This window comes from Niveispirillum cyanobacteriorum (assembly GCF_002868735.1).
In the GTDB taxonomy this organism is placed as follows: domain Bacteria; phylum Pseudomonadota; class Alphaproteobacteria; order Azospirillales; family Azospirillaceae; genus Niveispirillum; species Niveispirillum cyanobacteriorum.
On record NZ_CP025612.1, the window covers coordinates 1,162,737 to 1,175,000 of the forward strand.

A 12,264-nucleotide genomic window follows, 5' to 3' on the forward strand; every position below is an offset into this window, starting at 1 on the left:
GTGTCCCGCCCCTTGCTTGTCTGTGTCATTGATGATGATCCATCGCTCTGCGCCGCTCTAGAAAATCTCCTGCGTTCATACGGCTATCGCGCCGTGGCCTATGGGTCTGCTGAAGAATTCCTCGCCAGTGCGGATGCGGACAGGGCCGATTGCATTATCAGCGATATCCAGATGCCCGGAATGTCCGGTATCGACCTGCGGCTGTTCCTCACGCATACGCGGCCGGATTTGCCCGTCATCCTGATGACCGCGCGCACCGAGCGCATCCTGCTGGACCGCGCTGCCGCCGCCAACCCGTTCCGCGTGCTTCAGAAGCCGTTCGATGCGCAGGAACTGGCAGAATGTCTGACGGTCGCCATGGGAACCGTGGATGCGGCCATGCCGGGGCTGGGTCGGCCATGACGGATGATATCGCGGATCTGATTTCCGAAAGCCTGATCGTGCGTGACATGCAGGGGCGCGTCACGATCTGGAACCGGGCGTCCGAACGGCTCTACGGCCTGCCCGCCGCTGCTGCCCTGGGGCGGCGCCTGCACGATCTGCTGGGGACCCGCCACCTGTTCGCGATGGCGGATATCGAGGCGCGGCTGCTGTCGGGCGGCACCTGGGAGGGCGAGGTAGGGCGCCGTGCCGCCGACGGGCGCGAATTGTCGGTGGAGGTACGCTGGACCCTGCGCCGTGATGCGGGCGGACAGCCGGCCGATATTGTGGAAACCGGGCGCGATATCTCCGCGCTGAACGCCCTGGAACAGGAAACGCGGCTGGCGGCGCATCGCTACCGAAACCTGTTTCAAGCCATGGCCGCCGCGTTCTGGGAGATGGATTTCAGCCGCGTGCGTATGATGATCGGCAGCTTGATGGCGTCGGGTGTCACCGACCTGCACCGCTATATGGCGGAAAACCCGGACTGGGTGGTCGAGGCCATGCGGGCCGTTCTGGTGATTGACGTCAATGACAAGGTCATCTCCCTGTTCGGGGCCACAAGGCGTGAGGAGATTGTTGGTGGCCATGTTGCCTGGTGCTTTCCCCCGCAAAGCCGCCACGTCTTCGCGGAAAGCCTGATCGCCGCCGCACGCCGTCAGGATCGTTACGCAACGGAAACCACCCTCACCCGGCTGGACGGCCAGTCCATCGACGTCCTGTTCACCGTCTGCTGGCCGGAAGAACATAAGGGCCGGGGGCATGTTCTGGTCGGCGTGATCGATATTACCGAGCGTAAACACGCGGAAGAGGAAACCCGGCGCAGTGAGCGGCGTTACCGCGAACTGTTCAATCACATGCCCGTGGCGCTGGGTCAGCTCGATATGCGCTATATGAATGACCGGCTGAGCGTACGGTTCGCGAATCAACCGCCGCCGCGCAACGAGATGGATATCGAACTCGATTTTATTCAGGACATCCTGCGCGGCACCCGGGCGATCGAGGTCAATCCCGAGGCGCAGCGCCTGTTCCGGGCGCCCGGACGGGAGGACATGCTGATCCCCATTGAACGTTTCTGGCGCACCCGGCCGGAGACGGTGCGCCGGACCGTCCTGGCCCGTCTCAACGGCGAGCCCGGCTATTCGGAGGAAACGAAGGTCGATGCCCTGGATGGCACGCAGATCGACGTACTCTACACGGTCGCCTTTCCGCCAAGCACCTGGGAGCGGGGCACCAATATCGTCGCCTTCATCGATATCAGCGACCGCATCGCCGCGCTGGCGAAGGTGGAGCAGATGCAATCGGAACTGGCCCATGCCGGACGCGTCGCCATGCTGGGTGAAATGGCGGCCTCCATCGCGCATGAGGTCAACCAGCCGCTCGCCGCCATCGCTACCAGCGGTGCGGCCTGTCTGCGCTGGCTGAACCGGGCGCAGCCCGACCTGGACGAGGTGCGCGATCTGGCCGGGCGGGTCGTGTCCGATGCCCAGCGTGCTGCCGGCATCATCGCGCGGGTGCGCGACATGGCGGCCAACCGCCGCGCGGACCATGTCCCCCTCAGCCTGAATGAACTGGTGGAGGAGGCGACGCATTTCCTGCGGAATGAATTCCAGGCCAGGCAAGTGGAACTGCGGTTCAGTGCGGCAGCAGGGCCGGCGCTGGTATCGGCCGACCGTATCCAGATTCAGCAGGTGGTGGTGAACCTGGCCGTCAACGCCTTGCAGGCCATGGCGGAGGCGAAGGCATCGGCACCGTGCCTGTCAATCACCGTGGCACCGGTTGCGGGCTCCGGCCTGTGCGTGGTTGTCGAGGATAATGGCACCGGCTTAGACCCCGGCACGGCTCATCGCCTGTTCGAAAGCTTCTTCACGACCAAGCGTGAGGGGCTGGGTATCGGGCTGGCGGTCTGCCGGTCCATCATCGAGGCGCATGGCGGCAATATCGAGGCGGGAAACCGGACAGACGGTCAGGGGGCCCGGTTCAGCTTCACCCTGCCATCGTCGGCGGAGAAGACAGCAGCCAATTAGGGCGCGCCGTCCCCGCCCAGTGGTTCTTGCGCTTAATGTTTCAATAACTTAACCTAACCCCCTTCCATACCCGGAGCGGCCCTGATGACGGCTAATCCCATCGTCCATATCATCGACGACGACGCCTCGCTGCGTCTGTCGCTCTGCAGCCTGTTCCGCTCCGTCGGGCTGGACGCCATGGCCTATGAAAGCGTGCGATGTTTCCTTGATACGACCCGCCCGGATGCACCTGGCTGCTTGTTGCTGGATGTACGCATGCCCGGTATCGGCGGTTTGGAGTTCCAGGCACAGCTTCAGGGGCTGGGCATCTGCCTGCCCGTCATCATCATGACGGGGCATGGCGATATTCCCATGTCCGTGCGGGCCATGAAGGCCGGTGCCTTGGATTTCCTGCCGAAACCCTGCCGCGATCAGGACCTTCTGGATGCGGTTTCCGCCGCCATTGAACAGAACCGCAGCAGCCGGGTGGAACGGGACGCGGCAGAACATCTGCATTCCCTTTACGAAACCTTGTCGCCACGGGAACGTCAGGTCATGGCGCTTGTCACCGCGGGCCGGCTGAACAAGCAGGTGGCGGGCGACCTGGGCCTGTCGGAGATCACTGTGAAGATCCATCGCGGTGCCGCCATGCGCAAGATGGGCGCCCGGACCCTGGCCGATCTGGTGCGTATGGCGGAGGCGCTGAAGCTGGTCGGCCCCACGGGCAGCGCCCGTTATACCGACGATCGACATGTTTGAGCGTTGGTATAACGGCGGCGACTGCCGCCGCGCCGCTCGTGCGGCGTAGCCAAGTCAGCGGATGCTGACGCCGGCGGTTGAGGGGCAGGAAAGATTGACCATCGGTCAAGATTTCATGCCGCTAGTATTATACGCAGGTATGAGCGGGTTACATTCATGGACAATTGGTTAACGCCATCTTCCGGCGCATCGTAACGGCATCCCCGATCCATGGGGCCAAGCGATCACCGGAGATATCCAGATGTCGGCGACCCCGCCAATCGACAGGGCGCGCACCGCGCTGCTGTTCGTTGATCCGTACAATGATTTCCTGGCTCCTGAAGGCAAGCTCTGGCCCATGGTCGCGTCCGTGGCCACGGAACTGGGCCTGCTGAATAATCTGCGCAAGGTGGTGGCCGCCTCTCGCGGCGCTGGCCTGCCAGTCATCATCGTCCCGCATCACCGCTGGAAGGATGGTGATCTGGACGGCTGGGACCATCCCAACCCCTATCTGCTGGGCGGATATCAGCACAAGGTGTTTGAAACCGGTAGCTGGGGCGGGGACTGGTTTGTCGATTTCGCCCCCCAGCCGGGCGATCTGGTCGCCACCGAACATTGGGGTTCCAGCGGCTTTGCCAACACCAACCTGGATTTCCTGCTGAAGCAGAAGGGCATCAGCCGCGTAATCCTGATCGGGCTGATCGCCAATACCTGCGTTGAAAGCACGGGCCGCTTCGCCGTGGAACTGGGTTACCACGTCACCCTGGTCCGTGACGCCACCGCCGCCGCCGGGCCCGAGGCTATGCATGCCGCGCACGACATCAACGGTCCCACCTATGCCCACGCCATCGTGACCACCGCCGAACTGCTGGCCGCCCTGGCCAGCCCGAAAATTTGAGGAGATCTGGACATGGACACGCTTTCCTTTAACCACACCGCCCTGACCGCGCCCAACCGTACTGTCGAGGTGGGGGGACGCCGGCTGGCCTATCGCCGCTTCGGACATGGCCCCAACCTCGTCCTCTGTGTCCGGTTCCGGGGCACGATGGATAGCTGGGACCCGCTGTTCCTCGACCTGCTGGCCCGCGACTTCACCGTGAACGTTTTCGACTATTCGGGCCTGGGCCTGTCCACCGGCAAACCCAGCTATGTCAAGACGGACATGGCCCAGGATGTGGACGATCTGGTCACGGCGCTGGGTCTAGGCAAGGTGGCAATCGCCGGCTGGTCCATCGGGGGGATCGCTGCCCAGGTCTTCGCGGCCCTCCATCCGGAGAAGGTCAGCCACGTCCTGGCCATCGGCACCATGCCCCCCGGCCTGATGGTCAAGCCGTCTGCCCCTCTGTTCCTGCAAACCGCCTTCAAGCCCGAGAACGGGATCGAGGATCAGTACATCCTGTTCTTCGAGCCGGACAGCGCCCGATCCCGCGCGGCGGGCGACGCCTCTGTGGCGCGCATCGCATCGCGGTCCATGGTGGTGGACGCCATCACCCCGCCCGCCGTGATGATCCAGTCGGTGATCGAAAGCGCCGACCCGACCACGCCCTTTCCTGATCCCGATGGCAGGTATCAGGCCTTCTACCGCTCCACCGACATTCCCGTGCTGGCCCTGTCGGGCGATCATGACATCATGTTCCCGGTGGAGAACTGGTACGCCATGAACGACTTGTGGCCCACCCTGTTCGTGGTCACCTGGCCCGACAGCGGCCACGGTCCCCAGCACCAGTATCCGGAACTGAGCGCCGACCTGATCGCCAGCTTCGTGAAGAACAACCCACGCCCGGTCTGAGTACCGCCGGCGGTCATTTTGTACCAGCGGCCAGAGATTTTGGCCGGCGGACTTATCCATGGAGGGGAAAATGCTGCTCGGATTGTCGATTGAGGCTTTCACGCTTATGCATGTCATCATCTCCCTGATCGGGATCGCCACGGGGCTGATCTGGCTGCTGGCCGCCGTTGGGGGCCGGTGGTTGGGCCCGATGAACGCGGTGTTCCTTGTCACCACCATCGCCACCACCGTGACGGGTTTCATGTTCCCGATCACGGCCTTCTCGCCGGCCCTGGGGGTGGGCGGAGTGTCGCTGGCGGTACTGGCCGTGGCTGCGGCCGCCCATTTTCGCCGTTGGCCCGTGACCTACATCGTGACGGCAGCAATAGCGCTATACCTCAATTGCTTCGTGGCGGTGGTGCAGGCGTTCCTGAAAATAGGGCCATTGAACAGCCTTGCCCCGACTGGTAGCGAGCCTCCCTTCGCCCTTGTCCAAGGGGCGCTGTTTCTGGCGTTCGTGGCCATGGGTTGGCTTTCTGCCCGGCGGCGCCCCCTACCAGCTTGAATATTGCAGTTCGGACCCTACGAGATTCGATTCCGACCCCAATCACGGCAACTGGCGGGCTCTGACTGATCTTCATGCCCCCTCCCCGAAGCTCCAGACGGGAACGCCCATCTTGCGGGCCTTATCGGCGAGGTTCTGGGTGATGCCGGAGCCTGGAAAGGCGATGAGGCCGATGGGCAGAGTTTCCAGCATCTGGTCGTTGCGGCGGAAGGGTGCGGCCTTCTTGTTGCGGGCCCAGTCGGGCTTGTAGACGATCTGGGCAACGCGGCGGTTCTCGGCCCAGCAGGCGGCGATGCGTTCGGCACCCTTGGGGCTGCCGCCATGCAGCAGGACCATGTCGGGGTGCTTGGCATGGACCTTGTCCAGGGCCGCCCAGATACGGTCGACGTCGTTGCACTCCACCCCGCCGGTGAAGGCCACCTTGGGGCCAGGGGGCAGCAGCAGGTTGGTGTCGGCATGGCGGCGGGCGGCGATATGGTCGCGGCTGTCGATGATCGCCGCCGTCAGGGTGTGGTGGTTCAGTTGTGAGCCCTGGCGCGGGCGCCAGGTGGAGCCGGTCAGGGCCTCGTACATCTCGGCGGCGGCGTCGCGGAAGAACTCGAAGGCGTTGCGGCGTTCGATCAGGCCCAGCCCTTCGGCGGTCAGGCGTTCCAGTTCGACGGAACGGATTTCCGAGCCGCCCTGTTCGGTCTGGCTGCGCTGCTGGGCTTGTTCGTTGGCGTCGAGGTCGCGCTCCAGGCTGCCGATGCGGCGGTGAAAGACATTGACGCAGGCCCAAAGCAGGTCGTCCAGGTCATCCTCCAGCCGGGTGCCGGTCAGCAGCCCGGCCAGCGTCTCGAGGCAGGCACCGATCTCAGCCCTGGCCTGATCGGCCTCTGGCAAAGGGCGCGGATCGGGCTCGTCCTGGAAGGGGCGATAGCCGTAGAGCTGCAATTCCCCCAGCAGATGGGCGGACGGAGCGGCCTCCGTAAGGCCGTCGGTAGCGTTGTATGGGGATGTTGTACGGCTGGTCAGCATGGCGGTCACCGGATTTGTGGGCCGCGCCGGTCGCGGCCTTCCGGGGGAGCGCCCGCCAGGGTTAAGCCCGGCCCCGCACCCCTTGCGGGCCGCAGCGCCAGCGGAGGACGGCCTCTGGCCGTTGCGGGGCCAGGCGACCCTGGCAGATCCCCAACCTGGAAGGCTGCCTTCCTGCGGCCCACCCTTCACGGGTGACGGGACGATGCTGTGCGCTGGACAGGCCCAGTCCGGCTTCCGACGCTACGGAGGCGATTGGGTTACCTGCCCGGATGGAAGGCGGCTGCATCAGCCTCGGCCAGTTGCCGGATGATCCATTCCCGTAGCGCCATCAGGTCGCTGTTGAGATCGTCCAGCCGGGGCCGGAGAGGTAGGACCGTCAGCGCGGCGGCGTGGCCACGCGACGACGGACGGGCAAAAGCCCATTCCCCCGCCGGGTCGGCATCGCAGACGACATAGAGCCGACGCAGCAAAGCCGGAAAAGTCCAGGCGGCGAGATGTGCTGCGGATAAGGCTGCAACGGCTGGCAGAAAGGGCAAGGCTTGGCGCAACGACAGCACCGTCTCCAGCCCCTCTCCCGCCGCCATGACGGGTCCGGCAAAGCCAAAGCGCCCGGCATTGCCTAGCAGATGCCCCATCGCACGGCGGGGATCATCCAGTGCGGCCTTATCCCCATCGGGGCCGAGCCAGGTCCGGTGCAGCCCCGTGACGTGACCGCCATCGTCGGTGACGGCGGCAATCAAGGCGGGCAGGCTGATGGTGCCGGATGGCTCCCAGCGGTGGCAGCGCGGATGAAACCGCAACGCCGGTTCCGGCTGGTGCAAGACAATGCCGCGCTTGGCCAGATAGCGTTCCGCCAGGGTGCCCGGCAAAGGCTTGCTGGCAGCAAATAGACGCTGGCAGGCCTCTGGCGAACCCGTGGGGGCCGCCGCAGCGGCCACCGTTCCGCAGACCGGCAGCGGCAGGCGCAGAACCGCCTGTGCTTCAGCCATGGCGTCGCGGAAGGATAAGCCACGGTTCAGGGCGATCAGGTCGAGCAGGTCGCCATGTTCACCGGTAGCGGCATCGGTCCAAGAACCAGAACGGGGGCCCGTCAGGCGGACATAAAGGCGACGCCCGCGATGGCCTTGCACATCACCAACCAGCCAATAGCGCCCCTGCCGCCGTCCATTGGGCAGAAACTGACGGCAGATGGCCTCAGCATCGCGGGCCAAGCGGCGGGACAGATCGCCAGCACTTTCCATGGGACACCTCCCCATAGGAAAGGCCCGGCACTGTGGCCGGGCCAAGGGTGAAGGATGTCTGGTTATTCCGCCGCGACGGGCAGGTTGGCATCGGCCTCCGCTGCGGTGTTGTCCGCCTGGGGAGTGATTTCCCCCTTGGTCCGCCCCTGCTTGCGCAGCAATTCCGGCAGCCAGCCCGTACCCGCCAGCAGCTCCTGCGCATGGGTGGCCATGTCGGGCTTCTTCAGATGTTCGATGCGCTGGGCGGTGTCGGTTCCATTGGCTTCCCGGACAGCCTCCAGGATGCGGGCCTTGGTGACGCGGCCCAGGAAGTTGTCCACGGTCGGCACCCAACCGGCGGCGGCCATATCCAGGTCCAGCACGCCGGCCAGCGTATCGGCATGGTTCAGGCGGCCATTGTGGCGGTTCAAGTTTTCATGCACGGCATTGACCGTGCCCGCCACGCAATGGGCGAACAGGGCCGCCCGGCTGTCGGCATCGAAACCCACCAGCACATCCCACAGCTCGGTGGCCCGCGCCGGCATCTGCTGCCGCCAGTTCTCATGCCGGTCCACGATGGCGGTGGCGGCGGCACAGTCGCGCAGGCTGGGTTCCTGGAGCACCGGCACCGTGCCACGAGCGCTGATTTCCAGGCAACTGGCATAGGAACCGGGATAGAAGGTCTCCAGGCACAGCACATGCAGCACCGACAGAAACGCCGTGTCCGGATCCCGTGCCAACGCATCGCGCAGAGCCAGGGTGCGATGGGTGGTGAGTTCCATCACCAGCCGGTCGGACAGGGGCTTCATACCCTCATCCTCGGGTTCCGGCTCCTGGCTGACGCTGGTGCCGGTATAGGCGGCGTGGGCCGCAGCGGGCTGGGTGACATCGCATTCCGGTGTCGCGCCATCAGCGTCAGCAGGCACATCTTCCACCTGCGGTTCATCTTCGCGGCGAACGAAGCCGCGTTCCACCCTCAATTCCCCTTCGGCGGTCACACGGACATAGCAGCCAGCGCGCGCCATCTCGTCGGGCTCGAAACGCTCAGGCCGCTCCTCCAACTGGGCGATTTCAGCCGACAGGGCCGTCAGCCGCTGGTCGACCTCTTCGGGGATGTCCTCACCCGTGTCATGCTCCTCGGCCAGCCGTTCATACTCGGCGGAAAGCTCGGCGTACCGCGCCTCCTCTTCCTCCGTCCGGGGAACGATCTCCGCCTTCAGGCGGCGCTGACCTACGGTATGGCCATAGAGGAAATCGACATTCACCTCGACCCATTTCCAACCCTCCGCCATCACCCCCTCGGCGGCCTTGGCCAGTTTTTCCGTCACCAGCCGTTCCAGCAGCGGTACGTCGCCCAACCAACCGCCCTCGTCCGGCGTGAACAGGTCGCGCATCACCGGTCCACCGGCGGCGACATAGGCTTCCAGCCCGACAAAGCGGGCACGCTTGTCATAGGCCGGAATGCTGCTGGCCGTCAGGGCACGGCGGATGTGATAGGGCTCCTTCTGCCAGGGCTGGGTGAGGGATGCCCAGACCTGTTCCTGCCGCTCATGGCTGTCGCTGACGCTGAAGGCCATCAACATGTCGAGGTTCATGCCATCCTCGGCATAGATCTCCAGCAGCTTGGGCGAGACAGACGCCAGCCGCAGCCGCTGTTTCACCACCGCCGGGGTGACAAAGAAGCGGGCGGCGATGTCCTCTTCGCTGAGGCCCTTGTCCATCAGGGTCTGGAAGGCGCGGAACTGATCCAACGGGTGCAGCGCCACCCGTTGCAGGTTCTCCGCCAAACTGTCCTCCTCGCCCAGCCCCTCGGTGCGGATGATGCAGGGGATGGGGGCGTTGCGGGCCAGGCGCTTCTGCTTGACCAGCAGTTCCAACGCCCGGTAGCGCCGCCCGCCGGTGGGCACCTCATACAGCCCAGTCTCCTGGCCTTCCCCGTCGACCTGCGCCCGGACGGAAAGGCTTTGCAGCAGGGTCCGGCGGGCAATATCCTCGGCCAGATCGGCGATGGACACGCCCGCCTTGACGCGACGGACATTGGCCTGAGACAGGACCAGCTTGTTGAAGGGAATATCCTGGGACCGGCTCAGGATGATCTTGTCGGCAGTTTTGGTGGCCATGGGTTTTCTCCATGACGGGCCTGTGGAAGCCTCTCTCCCACCCTGGCACCCGTCACGAACCCCCCAGCCTCCTCTGTCCCCGCCGCCGGTCAGGCAACCCGGTCCAGCAGCTTTTTGGCCCTGGCTTCCATATCCAACCGCGCGTCCTGGTGCGGCTTGTCGCGGGCCACCGCCGTGATGCCCTGGACAAAATCAAAGATGCTTTCCGGTTTGCGCCCCTCTTCTGCCATCACGGTTTCGATGATCTTGCCCGTCTCAGCCTTGGGAAAGCCGCGCTTGCGCAGGAACTCCTCGCGGTCATCATCGCTGCGGGCGACGATCTGTTCACGCGATGCCTTGATGCCGTTGATGAATGGCATGGGGGAGGAATTGGCAAAGCGCGTCAGAGCGGGTGCGGCCTCATGGGCAAAGCGGGACGCCGCATATTTGGAATGGCGGATGGTGATTTCCTGGAAATCCTCCACGCCCCAGAGGTTCCGGTTCTGACACACGGCCCGCAGATAGAAGCTGGCCATGCCCAGGGTCTTGGCCCCCACCTCGCTGTTCCAGCAATAGAAACCACGGAAATACAGGTCCGGCGACCCATCGGGCAGTCGCCCCGCCTCGATGGGGTTCAGGTCATCGACCAGGAACAGGAAGACGTCGCGGTCGCTGGCATAGAGCGTGGTCGTATCCCGCGTAATGTCCACGCGTGGATGATAGATGCCGGTCGACCAGTCCAGCACGCCGGGCACTTTCCAACGGGTGTCCCCGGTTCCATTGCCCGCAATGCGCTGTACCGCCTCGACCAGTTCATGATCAAAGATGCGGCCATAATCGGGGCCGGTAACGGCGCGCAACTCAACGCGACCGTCCTCAATCTCCAGGGTCTTGACCTGCTCGGCCCGATGCGAAGTCAGCCCATATTGCAGGTTGATCCCGGCAAGTGCTGCCGGAAGCTGCCGCAGATAGGCGGCGGGTGCCCCGACCAGTCCGGCCAACTGTCCGAAGCTCCAATGGGTGGGGGCGACAGGACGCTCACCACCCGGCAGCATCAGCGACAGCCGTTCTGGCTCATCACGGTGCGCCTCCACCCTGATATCAGCACTGGTCAGCGTGCGCGTGCGGCTGCGATCTGTGCGGGTCTTGACCGACGTGTACAGGCCGGACAGGGACAGGAACCGCTCATCATCGGGTCGTGAGAACCATTCCGACGATACCCGGCTGTTGCGCTGGCCACGGTTCGCATCCACCCGGTAGCCGCGCGCGGCGTCACGGGGATTGTCGAGGATTTCCACCTGGGTCATGGCACATCTCCATGACGGGTGCCGTAGGCAACTCCTCCAGCCCAACCCGTCACGAAGGCCAAGGCCGCCTCTGACTTTACCGGCTCAGCGCGCACATTGATCCACCGGCGTCGGGGGCTCAAACCCACCCCGCCACAGACCCACGGCGATAAAGCGGGGGGAGCTTTCCGAACCGCTGAAATCGGCGGTGCCATAACGGCAGGCCAGGGCCCAACCCGCCCAGACCATACGCTCCGACAGATGTTTGCCACCGACATAGCAATCGGACAGGTCCGTCTTGCCCGACCGGGGGCGACAAAGGACCGGCGTGCCGGTGACCAGCTTGCGCAATCCCTCCACAGCCTGCTGACCACAGGGCCAAGTCTGCCCCTTTCGGTCCACACATTGCTGGTCGGCCAACGGCACGACGATCCCGGCCAGCCGGTGGCGAACACCGGCAATCTCGATCAGATCGGCTGCGATGACGGTCGCCGGTCCCTCCTGTTCCACCCGACCCTGGGACCAGTAGATGAAAACCCCGGTACCGATACCCACCAGTACCAGAACGGGCACTGCGATTTTGAACAGCTTCATGGCAAAGCCCTCCGTCACATCATGGTTGCGGTCAAAGGGCGGGACCTTCTCCCGCCCAGACCCTGACACCCACGCCCGCCGCCCTTTGACTCTGACCCCTCAGGCCAGCAGATCCCGGTAGCCACCGCGCACCATCCTCCGTCCCTCGCGGATGAGCCGCTGGACCCGCAATCGCAGACAATCCGATCCGCGCGACCATTCGGCACCGACACGCCGTTGCCCAAAGAGCGCGACGGCGATGTCACGCTGGGACGCGCCGGAACCGACGGCATCCACCGCGCGCAGTTTGTCGATCCAGCGCCAAGCCTGAGGTTCCGGCGGATACGGGCTGCGCGGCATTCGACGCAACCGGCAGCACATGCACAAACGGCGCAGAGACGGCACCTTGCGGTCAATCTCCAGCAACCCGGTCAGCGTGCAGCGGAGACGCACCGGGCCGTCGAGAAGCGTCCCATCTGTCACCCGAAGCTGCAGATGCCGAAAGCCATCCGACAACATCAAATGCTCGGCCCCATCAGGTTCCTTGACGACACTTGCGAGGGTCCGAACCG

13 protein-coding genes (2 of these 13 running past the window's edge) are annotated in these 12,264 nt (G+C 64.7%); 6 read left to right on the plus strand and 7 right to left on the minus strand.

What is annotated here, in order from left to right; translation table 11 throughout:
• From C0V82_RS20790 to C0V82_RS20815, 6 genes are all read left to right on the plus strand, one after another.
• On the plus strand, nucleotides 1-402 hold the full coding sequence (locus tag C0V82_RS20790; protein WP_199772564.1) for a response regulator transcription factor: 402 nt from the start codon (nucleotides 1-3) through the stop codon (nucleotides 400-402).
• Nucleotides 399-2,447, plus strand: coding sequence for a PAS domain-containing sensor histidine kinase (locus C0V82_RS20795; protein ID WP_158660097.1), 2,049 nt, complete (start codon nucleotides 399-401; stop codon nucleotides 2,445-2,447). Before C0V82_RS20790 ends, C0V82_RS20795 begins: the two co-directional genes overlap by 4 nt.
• An 84-nt stretch (nucleotides 2,448-2,531) precedes the next feature.
• A complete protein-coding gene (locus C0V82_RS20800; RefSeq protein WP_102114281.1) occupies nucleotides 2,532-3,185 on the plus strand; it encodes a response regulator transcription factor in 654 nt (217 codons plus the stop codon).
• 241 nt (nucleotides 3,186-3,426) lie between these two features.
• Nucleotides 3,427-4,062 (plus strand): cysteine hydrolase family protein, encoded by a 636-nt coding sequence (locus tag C0V82_RS20805; protein ID WP_102114282.1) that lies wholly within the window; start codon nucleotides 3,427-3,429, stop codon nucleotides 4,060-4,062.
• A gap of 12 nt (nucleotides 4,063-4,074) precedes the next feature.
• Nucleotides 4,075-4,953, plus strand: coding sequence for an alpha/beta fold hydrolase (locus C0V82_RS20810; protein ID WP_102114283.1), 879 nt, complete (start codon nucleotides 4,075-4,077; stop codon nucleotides 4,951-4,953).
• 70 nt (nucleotides 4,954-5,023) lie between these two features.
• Nucleotides 5,024-5,497, plus strand: coding sequence for a hypothetical protein (locus C0V82_RS20815; RefSeq protein WP_102114284.1), 474 nt, complete (start codon nucleotides 5,024-5,026; stop codon nucleotides 5,495-5,497).
• Between the two features lie 72 nt (nucleotides 5,498-5,569).
• On the opposite strand, the gene C0V82_RS20820 is transcribed toward C0V82_RS20815, so the two are convergent.
• Nucleotides 5,570-6,514, minus strand: a complete 945-nt coding sequence (locus C0V82_RS20820) for a DUF2493 domain-containing protein (RefSeq protein WP_102114455.1) — start codon at nucleotides 6,512-6,514, stop codon at nucleotides 5,570-5,572.
• Between the two features lie 257 nt (nucleotides 6,515-6,771).
• Nucleotides 6,772-7,755, minus strand: coding sequence for a DUF7146 domain-containing protein (locus tag C0V82_RS20825; protein WP_102114285.1), 984 nt, complete (start codon nucleotides 7,753-7,755; stop codon nucleotides 6,772-6,774).
• 62 nt (nucleotides 7,756-7,817) lie between these two features.
• The gene (locus tag C0V82_RS20830; RefSeq protein ID WP_102114286.1) at nucleotides 7,818-9,854 is read right to left on the minus strand and encodes a ParB/RepB/Spo0J family partition protein; all 2,037 of its coding nucleotides are present in this window, start codon (nucleotides 9,852-9,854) and stop codon (nucleotides 7,818-7,820) included.
• Nucleotides 9,855-9,943: 89 nt separating this feature from the next.
• A complete protein-coding gene (locus C0V82_RS20835; RefSeq protein WP_102114287.1) occupies nucleotides 9,944-11,140 on the minus strand; it encodes a DUF932 domain-containing protein in 1,197 nt (398 codons plus the stop codon).
• An 84-nt stretch (nucleotides 11,141-11,224) separates the two neighbouring features.
• Complete coding sequence (locus C0V82_RS20840; RefSeq protein WP_158660098.1) at nucleotides 11,225-11,713, minus strand: thermonuclease family protein; 489 nt, start codon at nucleotides 11,711-11,713, stop codon at nucleotides 11,225-11,227.
• A 99-nt stretch (nucleotides 11,714-11,812) separates the two neighbouring features.
• Nucleotides 11,813-12,264, minus strand: partial view of a DUF2285 domain-containing protein gene (locus C0V82_RS20845; protein WP_102114289.1) — the 3' portion only. 25 nt of this gene lie beyond the right edge of the window; 452 of the gene's 477 nt are visible here — the last part of the coding sequence; the start codon falls outside the window, past its right edge; its stop codon occupies nucleotides 11,813-11,815.
• A protein-coding gene (locus C0V82_RS28010; protein WP_370466048.1) for a transcriptional regulator domain-containing protein crosses the window boundary here: on the minus strand, nucleotides 12,228-12,264 show its final stretch. The gene runs 353 nt beyond the window's last position; only the last 37 of its 390 coding nucleotides appear in the window; its start codon lies beyond the right edge, outside the window — the gene reads right to left on this strand; its stop codon occupies nucleotides 12,228-12,230. The genes C0V82_RS20845 and C0V82_RS28010 overlap by 62 nt, the downstream gene beginning before the upstream one ends.